20 protein-coding genes are annotated in these 19,656 nt (G+C 72.7%); 13 read left to right on the forward strand and 7 right to left on the reverse strand.

All coding sequences use genetic code 11. From position 1 onward, the window contains the following. Positions 1-16: 16 nt before the first annotated feature. The 4 genes from ACFQTY_RS03370 (at position 17) to ACFQTY_RS03385 (ending at position 3,901) form a co-directional block, all read left to right on the forward strand. A complete protein-coding gene (locus ACFQTY_RS03370) occupies positions 17-541 on the forward strand; it encodes a DUF2975 domain-containing protein (RefSeq protein WP_378097265.1) in 525 nt (174 codons plus the stop codon). 40 nt (positions 542-581) lie between these two features. Next, positions 582-1,841 carry an LCP family protein gene (locus ACFQTY_RS03375; RefSeq protein ID WP_378097268.1) on the forward strand — a complete coding sequence of 420 codons (1,260 nt, stop codon included), beginning with the start codon at positions 582-584 and terminating at the stop codon, positions 1,839-1,841. Positions 1,842-2,820: 979 nt separating this feature from the next. Then, positions 2,821-3,624 (forward strand): hypothetical protein, encoded by an 804-nt coding sequence (locus tag ACFQTY_RS03380; protein WP_378097271.1) that lies wholly within the window; start codon positions 2,821-2,823, stop codon positions 3,622-3,624. A gap of 16 nt (positions 3,625-3,640) precedes the next feature. After that, the gene (locus tag ACFQTY_RS03385) at positions 3,641-3,901 is read left to right on the forward strand and encodes a hypothetical protein (RefSeq protein WP_378097274.1); all 261 of its coding nucleotides are present in this window, start codon (positions 3,641-3,643) and stop codon (positions 3,899-3,901) included. Positions 3,902-4,087: 186 nt separating this feature from the next. Here ACFQTY_RS03385 and ACFQTY_RS03390 read toward each other — a convergent pair whose 3' ends face one another. Further along, positions 4,088-4,582 carry a hypothetical protein gene (locus ACFQTY_RS03390; protein ID WP_378097277.1) on the reverse strand — a complete coding sequence of 165 codons (495 nt, stop codon included), beginning with the start codon at positions 4,580-4,582 and terminating at the stop codon, positions 4,088-4,090. 112 nt (positions 4,583-4,694) lie between these two features. Then, positions 4,695-7,202, reverse strand: a complete 2,508-nt coding sequence (locus ACFQTY_RS03395) for a LamG-like jellyroll fold domain-containing protein (RefSeq protein ID WP_378097280.1) — start codon at positions 7,200-7,202, stop codon at positions 4,695-4,697. Positions 7,203-7,449: 247 nt separating this feature from the next. Between ACFQTY_RS03395 and ACFQTY_RS03400 the strand changes: the two genes are divergently transcribed. Next, positions 7,450-8,124 (forward strand): recombinase family protein, encoded by a 675-nt coding sequence (locus tag ACFQTY_RS03400; protein WP_378097283.1) that lies wholly within the window; start codon positions 7,450-7,452, stop codon positions 8,122-8,124. A gap of 75 nt (positions 8,125-8,199) precedes the next feature. Here ACFQTY_RS03400 and ACFQTY_RS03405 read toward each other — a convergent pair whose 3' ends face one another. Continuing rightward, the gene (locus tag ACFQTY_RS03405) at positions 8,200-8,871 is read right to left on the reverse strand and encodes a response regulator (RefSeq protein ID WP_378097287.1); all 672 of its coding nucleotides are present in this window, start codon (positions 8,869-8,871) and stop codon (positions 8,200-8,202) included. A gap of 69 nt (positions 8,872-8,940) precedes the next feature. Between ACFQTY_RS03405 and ACFQTY_RS03410 the strand changes: the two genes are divergently transcribed. The 5 genes from ACFQTY_RS03410 to ACFQTY_RS03430 all read left to right on the forward strand — a co-directional run bounded on the left by ACFQTY_RS03410 (position 8,941) and on the right by ACFQTY_RS03430 (position 13,060). Continuing rightward, the gene (locus ACFQTY_RS03410) at positions 8,941-10,110 is read left to right on the forward strand and encodes a sensor histidine kinase (protein ID WP_378097290.1); all 1,170 of its coding nucleotides are present in this window, start codon (positions 8,941-8,943) and stop codon (positions 10,108-10,110) included. Between the two features lie 278 nt (positions 10,111-10,388). Then, on the forward strand, positions 10,389-10,826 hold the full coding sequence (locus ACFQTY_RS03415) for a hypothetical protein (RefSeq protein WP_378097293.1): 438 nt from the start codon (positions 10,389-10,391) through the stop codon (positions 10,824-10,826). Positions 10,827-10,896: 70 nt separating this feature from the next. Further along, entirely contained in the window at positions 10,897-11,547 is a 651-nt protein-coding gene (locus ACFQTY_RS03420; RefSeq protein ID WP_378097296.1) for a signal peptidase I, read from the forward strand. Next, positions 11,544-12,368 (forward strand): hypothetical protein, encoded by an 825-nt coding sequence (locus ACFQTY_RS03425; protein WP_378097299.1) that lies wholly within the window; start codon positions 11,544-11,546, stop codon positions 12,366-12,368. Before ACFQTY_RS03420 ends, ACFQTY_RS03425 begins: the two co-directional genes overlap by 4 nt. Before the next feature lie 245 nt (positions 12,369-12,613). Further along, entirely contained in the window at positions 12,614-13,060 is a 447-nt protein-coding gene (locus tag ACFQTY_RS03430; RefSeq protein ID WP_378097301.1) for a hypothetical protein, read from the forward strand. Positions 13,061-13,103: 43 nt separating this feature from the next. Here the strand turns inward: ACFQTY_RS03430 and ACFQTY_RS03435 are convergent, their stop codons facing one another. Continuing rightward, positions 13,104-13,877, reverse strand: coding sequence for an aldo/keto reductase (locus tag ACFQTY_RS03435; RefSeq protein WP_378097304.1), 774 nt, complete (start codon positions 13,875-13,877; stop codon positions 13,104-13,106). Between the two features lie 139 nt (positions 13,878-14,016). Between ACFQTY_RS03435 and ACFQTY_RS03440 the strand changes: the two genes are divergently transcribed. Further along, positions 14,017-14,418, forward strand: a complete 402-nt coding sequence (locus ACFQTY_RS03440) for a transferase (RefSeq protein ID WP_378097307.1) — start codon at positions 14,017-14,019, stop codon at positions 14,416-14,418. Between the two features lie 86 nt (positions 14,419-14,504). Here the strand turns inward: ACFQTY_RS03440 and ACFQTY_RS03445 are convergent, their stop codons facing one another. Continuing rightward, entirely contained in the window at positions 14,505-15,128 is a 624-nt protein-coding gene (locus ACFQTY_RS03445; RefSeq protein WP_291757972.1) for a nucleotidyltransferase family protein, read from the reverse strand. A gap of 122 nt (positions 15,129-15,250) precedes the next feature. Here ACFQTY_RS03445 and ACFQTY_RS03450 point away from each other — a divergent pair, with 122 nt between their 5' ends. After that, entirely contained in the window at positions 15,251-16,198 is a 948-nt protein-coding gene (locus ACFQTY_RS03450) for an endonuclease/exonuclease/phosphatase family protein (protein ID WP_378097311.1), read from the forward strand. Here the strand turns inward: ACFQTY_RS03450 and ACFQTY_RS03455 are convergent. Both ACFQTY_RS03455 and ACFQTY_RS03460 read right to left on the reverse strand, forming a co-directional pair. Continuing rightward, positions 16,173-16,793, reverse strand: coding sequence for a CE1759 family FMN reductase (locus ACFQTY_RS03455; RefSeq protein WP_378097314.1), 621 nt, complete (start codon positions 16,791-16,793; stop codon positions 16,173-16,175). The two genes, ACFQTY_RS03450 and ACFQTY_RS03455, sit on opposite strands and share 26 nt — an antisense overlap. Then, the gene (locus tag ACFQTY_RS03460; protein WP_378099085.1) at positions 16,790-17,965 is read right to left on the reverse strand and encodes an LLM class flavin-dependent oxidoreductase; all 1,176 of its coding nucleotides are present in this window, start codon (positions 17,963-17,965) and stop codon (positions 16,790-16,792) included. The genes ACFQTY_RS03455 and ACFQTY_RS03460 overlap by 4 nt, the downstream gene beginning before the upstream one ends. Before the next feature lie 228 nt (positions 17,966-18,193). Between ACFQTY_RS03460 and ACFQTY_RS03465 the strand changes: the two genes are divergently transcribed. Further along, on the forward strand, positions 18,194-19,627 hold the full coding sequence (locus ACFQTY_RS03465; protein WP_378097317.1) for an FAD-binding oxidoreductase: 1,434 nt from the start codon (positions 18,194-18,196) through the stop codon (positions 19,625-19,627). The last annotated feature ends 29 nt before the right edge of the window (positions 19,628-19,656 follow it).

Raw genomic sequence — 19,656 nt, forward strand, 5'->3', positions numbered from 1 at the left:
GCGTAGCGTCGGCTTCGTGCGGCTGCACACGGCGGTGCTGCGGATCCTGCTGGTGACGGTGCTGGCCGGGGCGCTGATCGCGTGCGGCCTGCTGTACCTGGTCAGCCTCGAGGCGGTCGCGCGCTGGCCGGAGCTGGCCGGCTGGCGGCTGCCCGTGTACCTCGGCATCGTGGCGGGACTGCTGCCGGCGGTGGCCGTGGCGGTCTGCGGGTTCCGGTTCCTCGCGCTGGTCGACCTGGGCGAGGCGTTCTCGGATCGGACGGTGCACCTGTTCCGGCGGATGCGCATGCTGCTCGTGGTCGTCGCCGCGTGGTTCGCCGTGGGCTTCGTCGGGTTCTGGGCCGGCACCGGGTTGATGCACGTCACGCTCGTGCTGAGCTGGTGCGCCGTCGAGGTCGCGGCGCTCCTGGGCATCGGCCTGCTGGCGTTGTTCGAGGGCCTGTTCGCGGGTGCCGCTCGGCTGCGCCGCGATGCGGGGCTCGTGCCGGCGGGCGGCGCCGGGACGATCCGCGCACGGGATCCCCACATCCCGTTCGCCTGAACCGGCCCGCGCGATGCCGGTGTCTCCCTAGGCTCCGGCCGTGCCTCAGTCGACGCGGCGGTCGTCCCCGGTCCCACGGCACGCGCGTCCACGCAAGCAGCACCCCGCGCTCCGGGTGCTCGCCGTCGGGCTCGTCGCGGTGCTGCTCGGCGCGGTCTCGTTGGCGGGCGCCGTCGCGCAGCGTCTGCAGGGGAACGTCAAGCACGTGGACATCGCGGCCCTGGTGGACCGCCCGACGCCGACGTCGACGTCGGGCACCACCGAGGTGGCCGACGCCCACGCCGCGAGACCTGTGAACGTCCTGCTCCTCGGCTCGGACGACCGCTCGGGGGAGAACGCAGAGATCGGCGGCGCGAACGGAGGAATGCGTTCCGACACCGCGATCGTGATGCACGTGTCGGCGGACCGGCGCCGCGTCGAGCTGGTCTCCGTCCCTCGTGACTCGCTGGTCGACATCCCCGCGTGCAGGCTCACCAACCAGAAGACGACGAAGCCGCAACGAGCCGCCATGTTCAACTCGGCGTTCGCCCTCGGATGGGACGACGGAGGCGACATCGCGTCCGCCGCGGCGTGCACCGTGACCACCGTCCAAGCCACGACGGGCGTGCCCGTGGACCACGTCGCCGTCGTCGACTTCGCGGGGTTCCAGAAGATGGTCGACGCGGTCGGAGGTGTGCAGGTCTGCGTGCCGAAGGCCATGACCGACGACAAGACGGGCCTGAACCTCCCGGCGGGGCTCAACGCGCTCGACGGCCAGACGGCCCTGCAGTTCGCCCGTGCGCGCTACGAGACGGGCAGCGACGGGTCTGACCTGACGCGGATCGGTCATCAGCAGCAGCTGCTTGCCGTCCTGGCCCACAAGGTGCTCAGCAAGGCCGTCCTCACCGACCCGGTGAAGCTGATGTCGTTCGCCAACGCCGCGACCAGCGCACTCACCACCGACTCGGGCCTGACGTCCTCGACCGCCACCGGTCTGGCCTACAGCCTCCGGGGCATCGACCCGGCACAGGTCGTCTTCACCACCGTCCCCAACGGTCCGGCACCGCAGGACCGCTACCGCGTGGTCTGGACGGAGGCCGCGGACCGGCTGTGGGCCGCGATGGCGGCCGACCGGCCGATCACCGACGCGCTCGCACCGCCGTCCACGCCTGTGCAGTCGACCACCTCGCAGGGCAGTGCGCCTGCGTCCACCGCGACAGCGCCATCGCCCGCGGCGTCGCAGCCCGCGGCCCCGCTGCCGAAGGACGTGACCAGCGTCGACCAGGTCCAGGCGCAGGCGTCCGCCGTCTGCGGCGGCTGACCCCGTCCCGTCGGCCATGCACACGAGGCGCCCGCGTGGCCGTGGTCGGCGCAAGGACGGCGCCCGACGGCGTGGACGCCGGTCAGAACCCGGTCGGCGCGTCCGGTGGGCGAGGTGCGGAGGTGCGTCGCCACGTGCGCGCGGCTGGTGTGAACAGCAGCGCCAGCGTGAGGCCTGCTGCCGCGACGATCCCCGCGCCGATGGCTCGCACAGATCGAGGTGGAGTCCACCTGAGAACGCGGGCTCACCGTGCTGGGCTGCGTGTTCACTGCCGTAACTACGGCCAAAGCGGGAGCCCTCGAGGCGGCTCAAGGTTCCGCTCCTGACCGACGGCGCCGTGCTGGCGCACTTCGAGGTACTGGTGGATCGGCTGCGCAAGTACGACCGACTATGTCCAGACGCCGCCGCGGTTGCGCTGTGTAGCGCGCAGGGCCCACGAAGCGCGTCTGCCCCCTTCAAGCTGGCTCGCCGAGTTCCTCTCACCTCCGGCGGCTCGGCTCCTGACCGAAGACGACGTCAATGCGCTGTTCCCAAGAACGTCCTAGCCGCGGCTAGTCCGACGTCGGCGGTAGCGCACGCGGGCTTGCTGAGGCTGCCGCCGCGACGCAACAGGTCTACGCGCTGGTGTCCGCGACGGGCAACGGGTTCTTCGCGATCAGCGGTGGCGGCGCGGTCAGACACCGCTGGTCTCGAGCACCCTGCGGCGGCCACGGGATGTGGTCGCATCGGTGGGCCGAGCGAGTGGAAAGGATTGCGATTGACAGAAGTGACTCCCCAGCGTGACCGTCGCCGCTACGCTCGGGTTGCCTCAAGACGAGGCGATGAAAACACAAACAGGGGGCCTGCCTTGCGCAAAATCGCTCGACGCAACCTAACCGCTACGGTCGCGGCCATAGTCCTGGTGGCTGGCACAGCCAGCCAAGTTCAGGCTGCCCCTTTGGTGCCAGACCCGGGCGGCGCCCTGGGCGCGGCGCAAGCCGTGGCGACGCGGCTCGGACCGATCGCCCATACGACTTCGACCGGCGATGCACTGACTGCCGATCTCACTGCGGACGTCACAGCACGCATCCCGGTGGACGCTGAGGGTGTTGTGGCGCTGGCTGGACCGGCACGCACAACGCTGGCCGTTAGCCTCCCCGCTCAGGCGAAAGCCCACCACGCCGTCGTCGACAAGCACGGCGCGGTCGTCTACTCGGCAGACTCCAAGAACGACACCGCGCTAGTCGTCGAGCCGCTTGCTTCCGGCAAGGTCTCGATCCAGACCGTCATCCCGAACGCCGGGGCGAGCAACCGCTACACCTACCAGCTCCAGAGCGGCGTGACGGCCGTCGAGCGCACCGACGGGGGCCTTGACCTGGTCGGTGTCGACCCTGCCAGCGGCCTCAATGTGAGGGTCGGGTCGGTCGACGCGCCGTGGGCCTTCGACGCGAGCGGTGCAGTGGTGCCCACCCGATACGAGGTATCCGGCAGCACGTTCACACAGGTCGTTCAGCTGAGCAAGTCACTCACATACCCCGTCGTGGCTGACCCCACCTACGGATGGAGTTACTGGGTAATTCCGACCGCGTACCTGAACTGGAGCGAGTCGCTCAAGGCTGCGGGCGACGTGGCAGGCGTCGAGGTTATCTGTGCCGTCGTGGGACTATGGAACGCGCCGGCCGGCGTGCTCTGCGCCGCGGAAACATGGGAGATCAACAGCCGGTCGAAGAGCGCAGTGTCCCACGGCAAGTGCGTGACGCTCATGCTCGGCGCCGGCGTCGGTGTCTTTGAACGAAACTGCTGACGAGGGGGTCGTCTAGGTGATCATCATCGTCCTCGCCGTCGCTGCCGCGGCCCTGGGATTCGGCCTCGGCTTGGCATCGCGGTACCTCCGAGCTCGACGGCGGAACGTGGCATCACGCGGGCTGGACTTCCTCGCCGTCCTTCTCGTCGCCGCGGTGATGGCGCTCCACCAGGACCGGGCTGCAGTGGTCGTCCCGTACCTCGCAGCCTTCGTGCTCGGCCGGTTCATGTGGCCCGCGCTTCCGGTGCCGGCGTCTGCCAGGGCCGACGAGGCATGACCGCACTGGTGCTCCGCTCGTACGCACACACGAGCGGAGCACCAGCACCCGCGCGGCGTTCCCGATAGAGGACCGTCCTACGAACCGTGCTTGAGGGGCTCTTCGCATCCAGCGCTGCAGGTGGGGTCTGAAGCCGCCGGTCTCGTGCCCTCGACGCAACGACGGCGCCCGTCGGCGAGGCGCCGGTCAGAACCCCGTCGGCGCGTCCGGTGGGCGAGGTGCCGAGGTGCGTCGCCACGCCCGCGCGGCAGGTGTGAGCAGCAGCGCCAGCGTGAGGCCGGCCGCCGCGACGATCCCCGCGCCGATGGCGAGGCTGCTGCCGCTCGCCGTGCCGATCGCGTCGGCGATCTCTCCGGGGATGCCGATGAGGACGACGGCGCCGAGCGGGAGGGCCACCGCCTTCACGTCCTGCCCGCGGAGCAGGCGGGCCGTCCCGACGACGGACCATCCCGCCGCCACCAGGAACAGCAGGAGGACGGTCGCCGCCCCGCGATCGGCCATGGCGCCGGCGTGAGCCAACCCCGCCTTCTGCCCGAGCAGGACGTCCGCCGTGATGCCTGCCTCCATCAGGAACCCGATGGTGAAGAGGCCGGTCAGCACGGCTGCTGCCAGCACGGCCGCGGGAGCGCGGTGCTCGGCGGTCATGGCGCCGTTGCCGTCGTCGCCCGTCCTGGTCGTCATCCGTCACCCCCGCTCTGGAATCGGTCGCCGACGTCCCGGGCTTGAGGGGCGCAGCGGGCCGGCGCGTGCCGTGGGGTGGCCGGGTCGAAGCGACCCGGCCACCCCACGCACCTCAGACGCGACCCGCGGCGAACAGCTGCGCGACCTCGTCGGACGACAGCGCCCGGTCGTAGGCCCGCACGTCGTCCACGGTGCCGGTCAGGTAGTCGACGGGGTTGCCGCCGTACCGCCCGCGACCGACCGTGAAGTCGCCCGTCCCGGCGTCGACCGAGCCGAGCACGTGCGCAACGCCGGCCTGCTGACCGTCCACGTACAGCGTCAGGGTCGACGCCGCGACGTCCCGGACGCCGACCAGGTGGTACCAGCGCCCGATGACGGGGGTGCCCACCGCGGTCGCCAGCGCACGGGTCCCGGCGAAGGAGAACGCCCACAGGTGGTCCGCGCCGGAGTACTGGAGGAAGAAGGCGCTGTTGGTCACGCCGTCCTCGCTGACCACCGTCTGGAACCCGCCGCCGGCCTGCGACAGCTTGACCCACGCGGACACCGCGTAGTCGGTGCCCTGGGTGGCGATCACCGGGCCGCTGCTGTGCGCGTACCCGTTGCCGGTGAACGTCAGGCCGTCGGTGCTCCAGGCACCGTTGACCACGGTCAGCGGGTGGCTGCCGGAGACGTCGGTGGCGGTGCTGCCGCTGCCGTCGTCGAGCGGCCAGTGGCCGATGCCGCCCAGCCCCGGGGTCCCGGCCGGCGGCTGGGGTGCCGACGACGACGAGCCCGCGGCGATGGTCGCCAGGTTGATCGCCCGCACGGCGCCGGCGTCGACCTTCAGCACCTGACGGTCGTACGTCCAGAAGCCGTTCTGCTCACCCTCGACGTCGGTGATCTGCGTGTACACGCTGCCCGACAGGCCCCAGGGGGCGTAGTCCTTCAGCACCGTGGTGTTGTCCACGTAGCCCTGCGTGAGGGCGGCCGAGTCCTTGACGGCGCCGTAGGGGTTGACGTCGGCACCGGGCCACGCGTGACCGGCGACGGGCAGGGTGAGCCCGCCGTGCTCACCGTCGATCGCCGCACGGTTCGCGTCGGGCGACGGCAGTGCCGGGCCCTGGTACTGGTGCCAGTCGATGATGTTGCCGCTGCCGGGGTCGCCGGCCATGTCGCAGCAGTTGGAGCCGCTGCGCGAGTCGACCAGACGGGTCGGGTCGAGGGACTTGATCTGTGTGGTCAGGTCGGCGGCCGCCTGGATGCTCCACTGGCCCCAGCCCTCGTTGAACGGGATCCAGCCGATCACCGAGGTCTCGCCGCGCAGCTGCGTGACGATGTCCGACACCTGCGAGCGGAACGTCGCCTTGTCGGCGGTGCTCAGCCGCGGCGTGCTGCCGGCCGGCATGGACGGTGCGTCCTGCCACACCATCATCCCGAGGCGGTCGGCCCAGTAGTACCAGCGGGCCGGCTCCACCTTGATGTGCTTGCGGATGGTGTTGAAGCCCAGGTCCTTGGTGTGCTGGATGTCCGACTTCAGCGCCGCGTCCGTGGGGGCGGTGTAGATGCCGTCCGGCCAGAAGCCCTGGTCGAGGGTGGCCAGCAGGTACTGCTGCTTGCCGTTGAGCGTGATGCGCTGCTTGCCGTTGACGTTCGCCACGGCGATGGTACGGAGCCCGGCATAGCTCTCCACCTGGTCCGCACGGCCGGCCCCCGTGAGGGTCGCGGTGAACGTGTAGAGGAACGGGTCGTCCGGCGTCCACAGGTGCGGGTGGTCGATGCCGATGTGCACCGGCTGACCGGCCGGGCCCTCGGCGCTGCCGACCTGCTGCCCGTCGGCGAAGGCGGTGACCCTCAGGCGGGCGTCGGCCGCGTCACCGACCGTCGTGGCGCTGACGTCGAAGCCCGTCAGGTCGGAGGTGGGCGTGGCGGTCAGGGCGGAGATGCTCGTCGTCGCGACCGGCTCCATCCACACCGTCTGCCAGATGCCCGACGACGCGGTGTAGAAGATGCCGCCCGGCGTCAGGCTCTGCTTGCCCACCGGGATGTTCTCGCTGTTCGCGGGCGCGTGCACCGCCACCAGGATCTCCTGCGGCCCCTTGGCGACCAGCGCGTCGGTGATGTCCGCGGTGAAGGCGGTGTACCCGCCGGTGTGGTGGGCCACCTCGCGCCCGTTGACGTACACCGTCGCCTCGTAGTCGACGGCACCGAAGTTCAGGTGGATGCGGCGGTCGCCGTTCTTCCACGAGGCCGGGACCGTGGTGGTGGTCCGGTAGACCATGTAGTCCGAGTGCGCCTGGATGCCCGAGAGGGCCGACTCGGTGGGGTAGGGCACCAGGATCTGCTTGGCCAGGTCGGTGCCGAACGGCAGCGGGCTGAACCCGTCCCACGGCTGGTACTGCCACAGGCCGTTGAGGTTGGCCCACTCGGGAGCCGCGGCGCTCGGCCGGGCGAGCTGGGGACGCGGGTAGTCGGGCAGCGCGTTGGTCGGCGAGACGTCGGCCGTCCACGGCGTGCTCAACGGTGGCGTCCCCTTGGTCCACGCCGCGGTCGAGGCGACGGTCGTGGAGGCGGATGCGGTGGTGGTGCCGGTCGCGGCGTCTGCGGTCGCGGCCGGGAGCGTGAGGGTCAAGACTGCGGCCAACGCCAGGAGCGCACCGGGTGCGCGCCGTGGTCTGGGTACGTGCATGTGGCCCAACCTCCTCGTTGGAACCGAGGGCGGTGCCCCCGGGCGGCCCTCCCCGGACCGCCGATGGACAGTGTTCCGAAAACCTGTCCATAAGTCGAGGGTTCGCCCGTCCCCGCGCGGTCGGCGGTAGTACGCTCGCCGCGTCCGCCAGGCGGTCCACCGCCGCGCGCCGTCCGAAGTGCCGTCCGAAGGGCCCCGGGTCATGACCACCGTCGGCTACGTCTGGGTGGGCCCGCTGGAGCACAACGCCGACTACCAGCGCGCGCTGCTGCGCGAGCGCGGGGCGGAGCGGCTGTTCGAGGACGTCAGCGCCCACACGTCCACCCAGATGCGCGAGCACCTGACCGATGCGCTCGACGAGCTGCACGCCGGGGACACCTTGCTGGTCTGGCGCCTCGACCGGCTCGGCGCGACCACCTCCGCCGTCGTCTCCCTGCTCGACCTGCTCGGCCGACGACAGGTGGGCGTGGTCAGCGTCGCCGACAAGCTCGACACCACGGGTCCCGACGGCGCCGCGCTGCTGCGGTTCGTCGCCGCGTTCACCGACCTCGACCGCCGGCTGCACCGCGAGCGGACCATCGTCGGCGTCTACGCCGCACGCTCCCGCGGCCGGGTCGGCGGCCGCCCCCGGGCGCTGTCCTCGACCAACGTCGAGCGCGTGCTGATGCTGCGTGACCAGGGCGCGACGGTGCGCGAGATCGCCGAGGCGCTGGGCACGTCCCGGGCCACCGTCTACCGGGTGATCCAGGACGCCGACCGCGGCGCCGCCGAGGCGCAGGACGACGACCCTGCGCCCGCGCCGGCCCAGCGCCGCACCCGGACGCTGCGGCTGCCGTCGATCGAGCACGACGCCGGCTCGCTGCCGGCCACCGACTGACGCCGGCTCGCCGCCGGCCGCCGACCGGTGCGCATCGACGGATGCGCACCGACCGACCGATGCGGCCGCGCCCGCTCAGCCGAGCGGGCCGGTCTCCTCGATCAGGCGCAGCGCCGCGCTGACCCGCGGGTTCCGCTCCGGGTCGGAGTCGATGCCCAGGGTGTTGTAGATCGCGTTCACGTGGTTCTGCACCGACTTCTCGGTGATGCCCAGCCGCTCGCCGATGCCGGAGTTGCTCAGGCCCTGGGCCAGCAGCTGCAGCACCTCGAACTGCCGGTCCGTCAGTGCCGCCACCGCCGAGCCGCGTCGCGGCCGCATCTTCGCCAGCAGCGCCGGGTCCAGCACCGTCTCGCCGCGGGCGGCGGCGTGCAGCGCCCCGACCAGGGCCTCCACGGTGGTCGCCGACGTCTTGGACAGGTAGCCCCAGCCCACCGCCACGTCGGCCGGCAGGTCCAGCAGCAGCTCCATCGCGTCGTGCGCGGACAGCAGCAGGATGCCGAGCGACGGCTGGCTGCGGCGCAGCTGGACGCCGAGCGCGATGCCGTTGCCGTCCGGCAGGTCGATGTCCAGCACCACCACGTCCGCCAGGCCTGGTGTGATGACGTTCCGGGCCGCGGCGACGGTCCCGACGCTGGCCACCACCTGCAGCCCCGGCTGCTCGCCGAGGGTCCGCTCGAGCATCGAGCGGAACAGCGGCTGGTCCTCGACCACCGCGACGCGCAGCGCGGCGGGGGATTGGTTGGGCATCAGTGCTCAGTATCGTCTGTGCCGACCGGATGCTGTGGCGCAACGTCGCACCGGCCGACGAGAGCTGAGGTGAGCGTGCCCGCTCAGAGCGCGCCGGACGGCAGTGCGGACCCGGCGGACGAGGCGTCGGACTGGCGCACCCTCTGGGTGACCACCGGGGCCGTCGCCTCGATGTTCGCGCTCGGCGCCGTCGCCCAGTCCACCTACATCTTCGCCGCGTTCGTGCCGGGCTGGCAGGCCGTCTCCGTCGTCTCGCGCGTAATCGTCAACGCCCTGACCGTCCTGGTGCTCGTCGCGGTGCTGGCGCTGTGGCGCCAGCCGCACCGGATCACCCGGCTCGGCAAGATGCTCGGGGCGGTGCTCGCCGGGCTGATCGCCGCGCTCGCGCGGGTGGCACTGCAGGTGCTGCTGGGGGTGTACCCCGCGTTCGGGCCGAAGACGGTGGTCGCCGAGGCGTTGACGGGCGCGGCGATCGGGGTCGGCTCGTCCGTGCTCGGCACCTGGGTGATGATGTCGCGGCGTCGGCTGCGGGCCGAGGTCCGCGAGCGGGTGCGCACGACGCACGCGGTCGAGACGGCGGTGCAAGCCCTCGAGGACGAGGAGATCCGCGTGCGGCGGGAGGTGGCCGACGGGCTGCACTCGTCGATGCAGCAGCGCCTGGTGCTGGTGACGGCGCGGCTGGACGGCGCGCTGGCCCGGCTCGCCGCCGCCGGCGCCCCGGCGCGGGACCTCGCCACGCTGCGCGAGGTGCGCACCGAGATCGAGAACGTGCGCGAGCAGGACGTGCGGCAGATGAGCCGGCTGCTCTACCCGGACCAGCTGGAGATCGGAATGGTCCCGGCGGTCCGTGCGCTCCTGCGCCGCGTCCCGCCGGCGATCGCGACGCACCTGGAGGTCGACGAGGAGCTGCGCGCGCTGGACGACCCGGCCGCCCCGGAGCTCTCCCAGGCGGAACGGCTGCTGGCCGTCCGCGTCGTCGAGGAGGCCGTGAGCAACGCGCTCCGCCACGGCACCCCGACCGAGCTGGACGTGCGGCTCGGCGTGAACCGCACGGGCATCGCGCTGCGGGTGCGGGACGACGGTGGCGGCTTCGACCCGGCGGCGGTGACCCGCTCCGGCACCAAGCGGCTGGCCGAACGACTGTCGATCGTCGGCGGCCGGCTCGACGTCAAGGGAGTGCTCGGCGTCGGTACCGAGGTGGTCGCGACGCTCCCCGTGGACGCGCTCCGCGGTCGCTGAGGGCCTCCGCATCGGCCTGGGGCAGCACTGTCGCGAGCATCGTCGTCAGCCCCGTGAAAAATGGCGCGGATTAGGCGCGCTATAGGGCGCCGAAGCGATTCCCCGGCGTACCGCTTCACCCGCCGGAGTGAGCCGCTGACCTGCGGCTGGGTGAAAGAATCGGACAATTTAGACACCCCTGGGTGCTGCCACCTAGACGCTTGTCCAACTTGGTTATGTGAAGCCCTACGTTCCGGGCGGATCGTCTTCAGAACCCCCGGAACAAGAGGAGCACGTCCATGTCTCGCAGCAAGTGGTCCACCCGTCGCAAGTCCCTGGCCATCGGCCTGGCCGTCGTCGGCGTGGCCGGCCTCTCGCTGGCCTCCGCGTCGCAGATCAACTTCAACTGGAACACCCAGAGCTTCCAGTCCGGCTCGGTCCCGACCGTCATGAGCGACTGCCAGAAGAGCACCGTCGGCGTCGCGTACGGCACGCCGGCGTTCTCCTCCACCGGCTGGACCGTCTCCAACGTGACGTTCTCGTCCATCGACGCCGCCTGCCAGGGCAAGACCTACGAGGTCGCCTACTCCACGTCGTCGAGCAACGGCTGGGTGCAGACCGGCCTGACCACGGCGAGCGCCAAGGTCGACGCCACCGGCTCCATCGCCGTCACGCTGCCGAGCGGTGTGACCGACCCCAGCACGATCACCGGCTGGGCGCTGACCATCCACAGCTGACGACCCGGGCGAGGGCGGCCGACTCGAGGCGCCGCCCTCGCGCACACCCTTCGAACCTGGGGGTTCGCCCGTGCAGGAAGCCGCGCACCGCACCAGCGCACCGGCGTCGTCCGCGCCGCGTGTGCTGCGAGTGGTGCGCGGCGTCCTCGGCTGGGTGCTGCTCGCCGCAGGTCTGTGGCTCGTCTGGCCGTCGTCGCTCGGCGGTTGCACCACCCTGACGGTGGTCTCGGGGCACTCGATGGAGCCGACCTACTACACCGGTGACCTGGTGGTGGCGCGGTGCGGCACCCCGAAGGTGGGCGACGTGGCCGTCTACCGGCCCGCCGCGGTGGACCGCTCGGCCCGGATCATCCACCGGGTGGTCGGCGGTGACGGTGCCACGGGGTGGCAGCTGAAGGGCGACAACAACACGTACGCCGACCCGTTCTCCCCGACGAACGCCGACGTGGTCGGCGTCGCGGTGCTGCACATCCCGCAGCTCGGCCGGCTGTCCGTGCTGCTCCTCAACCCCTGGCTCTGGGCGTTCGCCGTGCTGGCGGCGATGGTCCTGCTGATCTGGCCGTCCGCGGAGGACGAGCCGCACGACGACGACGCCGGCGCCGACGCCGCGCCGTCCGAGGTGGCCGACGACGTCGCGGAGGTGCTGACCGTCGGCGCGGGGGACGTCGCGGGCGACGACTCCGTGGACCGCCGACCCGTGGCCGTGGACCACGCCCGATGACGCGACGCCCGCGGTTCCGACTGATCGCCGCGCTCACCGTCCTGGTGCTCGGCGTGCTCGGCGTTGCCGAGGCGTCCGCCTCCGCGATCCCGCTCAGCTCGGTCGGGGCGGTGTGGCACTCCGCGACCTTCTCCCGGCCGTGCGCCGGGCCGGTGCTGGTCACGCCGATGGGCAACCCCAACGGCGCGGGCAAGTACTCGCAGGCCGCCGTCACCGGGCTGACGGGCTCGTGCTCCACCGGCTACCTCGAGCTGCGGGACAACTACGGCACGAGCCTGATCTCCGGCACGGGCACCATCTCCGGTGGCACGTTCTCCGTGTCCACCGGCAGCGGCCAGTACACGCCGCCGAGCACGGCGAACGCACGGCTCTTCGTCTCCGGCAACACCTGGCCGGTCAAGGCGACGTGGATGCCGTCCATCTACGGCGGCTGCGTCGTCGTCGTCGCGGCGACGGGAGCGACCACCACCAAGCCGTGCTCGATCACCAGCCTCACGGCCGTGAGCAACGGGGACGGCGCCGGTCGCGGCTCCCGGACCGACCACATGTACCTGGTGCTGTCCGCGCCGACCATGGCCACGGACGGGACCGAGAAGGCGTACCTGGTGCTCAACCTGGGCGCCGCGTCGGGACTGCCCAACAACTGGCAGTGGGGCAACGCCGGCGTCACGACGGGCAACCTCACGCCCTATCCCGGCGACCGCTGCTCGGCGCTCCCGATGCTCCAGGCCTATGCGCCCGGCTGGGCCGCCAACGGTGCCCAGGTGTACTTCGACGCGCTCGAGAACCGCACCGGCGCCTCCGGCCTCGTCTGCTCCTGACCCGACAGGTCGCTGCTCCGAACGGGTGACGTCCGGCCGGATCCCTCAGCACCGGGGACGCCCGACCGATGATCCGGTCTGAGCTGCGTCTGACGCGTCATACCTGGTCAGAGGGGTGAAGTTCTGCCCCGAACGGGTATCCCCGCTCGCGGCCTCTGGGTGTTAGCACCTAGCCTCAGTGCTGTCAGCACGACGCTGACTCGTCGGTCCGCCGACGATCCGCCGCCCACGGAGGGGAGGCGACCGTGACACAGGTGTCCGCAGGTTCTGCGCGCACCGCGCTCTGGGCGCCGATCCGGTCCCTGCGCTCGCGCGCGTTCCGGCTCAAGCTGGCCGCGGTGCTGACGGCGTTCTCCGTCGCGGGTCTCTACGCCTCGTCCCAGGCGATGGCGCAGGCCCCGCAGTCCGCGGCCGCTGCCGTGCCGTCCGGGTGCGACGGCAACCAGGTGCGCTGGGGGTACGAGGCGGGGCTCGTCCCGGGGGCCGACGGGGGCTTCTCGATCGAGGGCATCCGGGTGGACGACGTACCGGCCGCCTGCGTCGGGCGGCCCGTGGCGATCACGTACTCCAGCGGCGGCACCGTGGTCCGCCAGGCGGTTCGGCCGCTGGAGCGCGGCGTGATCGACCGGGTCGACAGGTCGGTGGTCGGCGACGTGCTGGTCACCGCCGCGTCCTGGGCGCCCGTCCCCTGACCGCGTCTCCTGACCGCGGCGTGGTCCGCGCGGTCCCGGCCGCTCACCAGCCCAGGGCGTCGATCGCCGCGACCTCCTCGGCCGTCAGCCGCAGGTCGAGCGCCGCGAGGTTCTCCTCGAGGCGGGCAAGGTGGGTCGTCTTGGGGATCACCACCACGTCGTGCGCCAGGTGCCAGGCCAGCACCACCTGGGCCGGCGTCGCGTCGTGCACCGCGGCCGCCTTGGTGATCGCCTCCGACGCCAGGTCCGTCCGCTTCAGCGGCGAGTAGCCCTCGACGGCGATGCCGCGCTCGCGGTGCGCGTCCAGCAGCTCGGGGTCGTGGTCGGCCGGGCTGTACGGGATCTGGTTGACCGCCGGTGCCTCACCGGTCGCCTCGATCAGCTGGTCGATCTGCGGGATCGAGTAGTTGGACACCCCGATCGACCTGGTCAGGCCCTCGTCGCGGGCGCGGCGCAGCTCCTGCCACACCTCCGGCGCCGCCTTGCCGCCGGGCGGCCAGTGGATCAGCCACAGGTCGACGTGGTCCGTGCCCAGCGCGGCGAGCGACTCGAGGATCGTCCGGCGCTCGCGGCCCGCGTGCTCGGGCGGCAGCTTGGTGGTGAGGAAGACGTCGTCCCGGTCGATGTCCACCAGCGTCAGGGCACGTCCCACCTGCCCCTCGTTCCCGTAGCCGGTGGCGGTGTCGAGGTGCCGGTAGCCCAGCTCCAGGGCGCCGCTGACGGCACGCACCGCCTCGTCACCGGTGGACTGCCAGGTGCCCAGGCCGAGCATCGGGATGGTGCCGCCGGGCAGGGCCAGGGTGGGGGAGGACGTCATGCGGCCATCCTCGCCGCCACCCCCGCCGAGGCGCACCTGGAGGGCGTGACGACGCCCGGATGCGCCGTCGCCCGGGCCGTGGCACAGCCTGTGCACAGCCGGGAACACCGGCGTGTCGCGCATCGTTGTGCCAGCCGAGATGAAGCGATACGAAGACCTCGAGAACGACGACGGCACCGTCGTCCGGTACCGGCGCCACGACAACGGCGGCGGTCTCGTCGGCGCGGGCGCGCACGCGGCACCGGACGCCTACGTGGCGGCCACCGCATGGGTGGACCCGGGCGCGCACGTGAACGCGGGCGCGCACCTGGGCGACCACGTGTGGCTGGAGCGCGGCGCGGTGGTGCACACCGGTGCGCGGCTCGGCAGCCACGTGCACGTGGAGGCGGACGCGGTGGTGGGCGCGGGTGCGCGCCTCGGCACGCGGGTGACCGTCGGCGCCGGCGCACGGGTGGAGCCCGGTGTCGTCGTGCACTCCGACCAGACGATCCCGGCGGGCGCGCTCGTCCGGCGCTCGGCCTCGCGTTCTGTCGCCGCCTGACGGCGGCGCCTCCCGGCACTGCGGCACCTCCCGGCGCGGGCTGACCGCGCCGCCGCGACGCCCTTCGCCCTGCCGGGCGGAGGGCGTCAGTCGTCGTCGGGCAGGTCCGCGCGTCCCGGTGACGACGTCGAGCGCGGCCCCGCGCCGGTGATCCCCAGCTCGTCCACCAGGAACAGGAACGCCCGCCCGTACGGGTGCTCGCCGACCTCCTCGCGCACGCGGTCCCAGTCGATCTGCTCGCGCAGGGCCCGCGCCGTGGGCAGCAGCCACGTGAAGTCGCAGTAGTGCTCCCCGAGCACGCGCATCTTCGCCGAGACGATCTCGGTGGCCTGCAGCACGGGCATCCGCACCGCGAGGACCTCGAGCTCCTCGGCGCTGGCCAGCATCTGGTGCGTGATCGGCTCACCGACCATCCGGAACAGCACGTCGATCAGCTGGCCGTGGTGGTACGCCTTGAACAGCCAGTTCTCCGCGGGCTGCACCACGTCCAGGCCGGCCGCGGTCAGCGCCTCCTTGGCGCGGCCCACGTCCTCCTCCGTCACCGCGAAGTCCGCGTCGTGGCTCGGTTCCGGCGCACCGCGCGCCCAGGCCGCGTAGCCGCCCACCAGGGCGAACGGGATGCCGGCCTCCAGCAGAGCCACGGCGGTGCGGCGCAGGCCGTCCTGCAGGGCGGCGCGCTCGTCTGCCGGCGTCGTCACGTGGTCCGTCATCTTCGGTTGTCTACACCCCGGCGCCGCGACCCGCAGCGTGGGTCACCGTGCGGCGGTCGGGGGGAAGGCGCTGCGGACGCCCTCAGCAGGACGTGAGCGGCCTGCCGGGCGACACTCGACGGGTGCGGCTGGCCACGTTCAACATCCTGCACGCGCGCTCGCCTGCCGACGGCCGCGTGGACCTGGACCGGTTCGCCGCCGCGGTGCGGCGCCTCGACGCCGACGTGCTGGGCCTGCAGGAGGTGGACCGCGACCAGGCGCGGTCCCACGGTGCGGACCTGACCTCGATCGCCGCCGAGGCGATGGGGGCGCACGCCCACCGGTTCGCCGCGACGCTGCACGGCGAGCCGGGGCTGTGGGTCGCGGCGACCGGTGCCCATCAACCTCGTGGTGCCGCCTACGGGATCGCGCTGCTCAGCAGGCACCCGGTGCGCGAGTGGCGCGTGCTGACCCTCCCGGTGCTGAACCGGCGAGCGCCGGTCCGGTTCCCGGGGCGCCGGTGGCCGGAGCTGGTGCGCGACGAGCCGCGCGCGGCGATCGCCGCGGTGCTCGACGCGCCCGGCGGCACGCTGACGGTGGTGTGCACGCACCTGACGTTCATCCCGCGCTGGAACGGGCTGCAGCTGCGGCGCCTGACCGCTGCCGTGGAGGAGCTGCCGCGGCCGCTGGTGGTGCTGGGCGACCTCAACCTCGAGGACGGTCAGCCGGCACAGCTCGCACGGATGACGCCCCTCGCCACCGCGCCGACCTACCCGGTCGGCCGCCCGGTGCGGCAGCTCGACCACATCCTGGGGGAGGGTGCGGTGGCGGCCGTCCGTCCGGCCGAGGCGGTGGACCTGGGCCTGTCCGACCACCGTGCCCTGGTGGTGGACGTGCGGATCGGTGCGGCGGCCGTCCGTGCCGGCGCGGCGCACGCCGGGTCGGCCGGTGCGCAGCAACCGACCGGCACCGTGCGGCGGGACGCCGGCCGGGAGCGGCAGGGCGCCGGTTCGGCACCGTCGTCCAGCCGCGACCCGGGCGGCTACGCGCCCGCCCTGCGGCGGCTCAGGCGCCGCCGAGCAGCTCGCTGAAGTCCGGCACCGCGTCGTACAGCCCGGGCCGGGCGGTGGTCGGGCGTCGGGCCACCCGCTCCGCCAGCTCGGTGGCCGCCCGGGTGATCCGGGACGGCAGCGGCTTGACGTCGTCGCCACCCTCGTCGGCCCAGTCGTCCGTCGCGGCGAACACCGAGGTCGGCACCACATCGGCGTGCAGGTAGGTGAACAGCGGGCGGATCGCCACCTCCGGCACCAGCGAGTGCCGGGCCGTGCCGCCCGTGGCACCCAGCAGCACCGGCGTCCCGGTCAGTGCGTCCGTGCCCAGCACGTCGACGAACGACTTGAACAGCCCGGCCGGCCCCGCCGTGTACACGGGCGTGACGGCGATGACGGCGTCGGCATCGGCGATCGCCCGCTGGGCCGCCGCGAGGGGTGCCGCCGCGAAGCCGGTCAGCGTCATGTTCACCACGTCGTGCGCCAGCTCGCGCACCTCGACGACGGTGACCTGCGACTGCTGACCGAGGTCGGCGAGCGCCGTGACGGTCGCCTCGGCCAGGCGGTCCGCCAGCAGGCGGGTCGACGACGGCTGCGAGACGCCGGCGGAGATCACGACGATCGAGCGGGTGCTCATGCCGTCACCTCGTCCGCCGCGTCGATGTCGTCCTCGGCCGTCTTCCCGGTCCAGTGGTCGCCCGCGGCGACCTGCTGCTCGTGCACCTGGCCAGCGGCGCGCGCCGCGGCCACCAGCTCGGCGTGCGACGGCGGGTCCGACGGCACGTCCGCCGGACGGCGCAGGCCCGCCTCGTGCCGCAGCGCGGGCACGATCTCACCCGCGAGCAGGTCGATCTGCTCGAGCACCGTCTTCAGCGGCAGGCCGGCGTGGTCCACCAGGAACAGCTGGCGCTGGTAGTGGCCCACCTGCTCCCAGAAGGCGCCGTACCGGTCGATCACCTGCTGCGGGCTGCCGACGGTCAGCGGGGTGTCGCGCGTGAACTCCTCCATCGACGGCCCGTGCCCGTACACCGGCGCCTCGTTGAAGTACGGCAGGAACTCGTCCCATGCCTTCTGCGAGTCGTGCCGCACGAACACCTGCCCGCCCAGGCCGACGATCGCCTGGTCGGCACGGCCGTGGCCGTAGTGCTCGAACCGCTGGCGGTAGTAGTTCACCATCGCGGCGGTGTGCTCCATGGGCCAGAAGATCGCGTTGTGCAGGAACCCGTCGCCGTAGTACGCGGCCTGCTCGGCGATCTCGGGAGAGCGGATGGACGCGTGCCAGACGAAGGGCGGCACCCCGTCCAGCGGCCGTGGCGTGGAGGTGAACCCCTGCAGCGGGGTGCGGAACTTGCCGGACCAGTCGACGACGTCCTCGGTCCACAGCCGGCGCAGCAGCGCGTAGTTCTCCACCGCGAGGTTGATGCCCTGGCGGATGTCCTTGCCGAACCACGGGTACACCGGGCCCGTGTTGCCGCGGCCCAGCATCAGGTCCATCCGCCCGTCGCTGATCACCTGGAGCATCGCGTACTCCTCGGCCAGCCGGACCGGGTCGTTGGTGGTGATCAGCGTGGTCGCCGTGGACAGGGTGATGTGCTTGGTCACGCCGGCCAGGTAGCCGAGCATCGTCGTGGGGGACGACGGCACGAACGGCGGGTTGTGGTGCTCACCGGTGGCGAACACGTCGAGCCCCGCCTCGTCGGCGTGCCGGGCGATCGTCAGCATGTTCCGCACGCGCTCGGTGTCGTCGGGCGTGTGCCGGGTGAGCGGGTCGGTGGTGACGTCGCCGACGGAGAAGATGCCGAACTGCATGTCAGGTCGCCTCACGATCTATGCGTTTGCATGAACATCGCGCTGAACGCCGGGCTCCGTCACCGTATTCCGCTTCCCGGGACCAAGGTCCGTATCCGGATCGGAACCGGACGTATCAGACAGCCCGACGACGACTCCTGACGACTCGTGCACCGAGAACCGGTGCCCCCGTCCACCGCGACCCGGTCCGAACGACCGGCGTCCACGATGCCCAGGAGAGTCCCCGCGATGTCCGTCGCCCCCGACACCACCGCGTTCGCCCACGCGCTGGGCGCTGCCGTCTCGCGCGTCCACCTGCCCGGGTCGGCCGGGTACGCCGAGCTGACCGCCACCTACAACCTGTGCACGCGGCTCACCCCGCTCGCCGTCGTCGAGGCGCAGACCGCGCACGACGTGGCCGCGGCCGTGCGCGTCGCCGGGGAGCACGGCGTGCCGGTCGGCGTGCAGAGCACCGGCCACGGTCCGTGGGCCACGATGGCCGGCGCCGTGCTCGTCGCCACCCGCGGCCTCGACGGGCTGATGGTGGACCCCGTCAGCCGCATCGCCCGCATCGGCGCCGGGGTCCGCTGGTCCGCCGTCCTCGAGGCCGCCGCGCCGCACGGCCTCGCGCCGCTGTGCGGGTCGTCACCGTCCGTCGGCGTGGTCGGTCTGCTCACCGGCGGCGGCCACGGTCCGCTCGCCCGCACGTACGGCCTGTCCGCCGACCGCGTGCTCTCGTTCGACGTGGTCACCGGCGACGGCGTGCTCCGCCGGGCCTCGGCCACCGAGAACCTGGACCTGTACTGGGGGCTGCGCGGCGGCAAGGGCACGCTCGGCATCGTCACGGGCCTCGAGCTCGAGCTGGTGCACCAGCCGGAGGTCTACGCCGGCGCGGTGTGGTTCGACGCCCCGGACATCCCGGCGGTGGTGCGCACGTGGGCGCAGTGGTCGCAGCTGCTTCCGGACGAGGGCACCACGTCGATCGCCGTCATGCGGCTGCCCGCCATGCCGGGCGTCCCCCCGATGCTGGCCGGCCGCACCACCGTGTCCGTCCGCTTCGCGTGGACCGGCGACCCGGCGGTCGGCGAGGAGCTGCTGCGCGCGATCCGCTCGGTGGCCGCACCTGTGGTCGACCTGGTCGCCGTGCGGCCCTACGCCGAGATCGGCATCGTGCACAGCGACCCCGAGGACCCGATGACGGCCGTCGAGACGCACCTGCTGCTGGAGGCGTTCGACGCCGCGGCCGCCGACCGGCTGCTGGACCTCGTCGGACCGCAGGCGGCCACCACGCAGCTGATGGTCGAGGTGCGCCGCCTCGGCGGTGCCGTCTCCACCCCGTTGCGCGGGGAGTCGGTGTTCGGCCACCGCGACGCGCAGTGGACCGTGCTGGCCGTCGGCCTCGGCATCCCCGAGATCGCCGACCTGGTCCGCGCCGACGCCCGGCGCATCGTCGACGGCCTCGCGCCGTGGCGTCGCCCCGGCGCGCTGCCGAACTTCCACGCCGGCAGCGGTCCGGACTGGGCCCTGCGGGTGTTCGGGGAGGACGGCGCCCGGCGGCTGCGCGAGGTGTCGCTGCGCTACGACCCGGACGGTGTGCTGCTCGGCAGCCGCAACGTGCGGGCCCTACCGGTGGGCGCCGCGACCGTCGCCGCGGTCGAGGAGGAGCTGGTGCTGGGGGCGTGAGCCCCTGGCTGCGCGGGGAGGGTGGGATG

The organism is Cellulomonas sp. T2.31MG-18, from assembly GCF_964266755.1.
Taxonomy (GTDB): domain Bacteria; phylum Actinomycetota; class Actinomycetes; order Actinomycetales; family Cellulomonadaceae; genus Cellulomonas.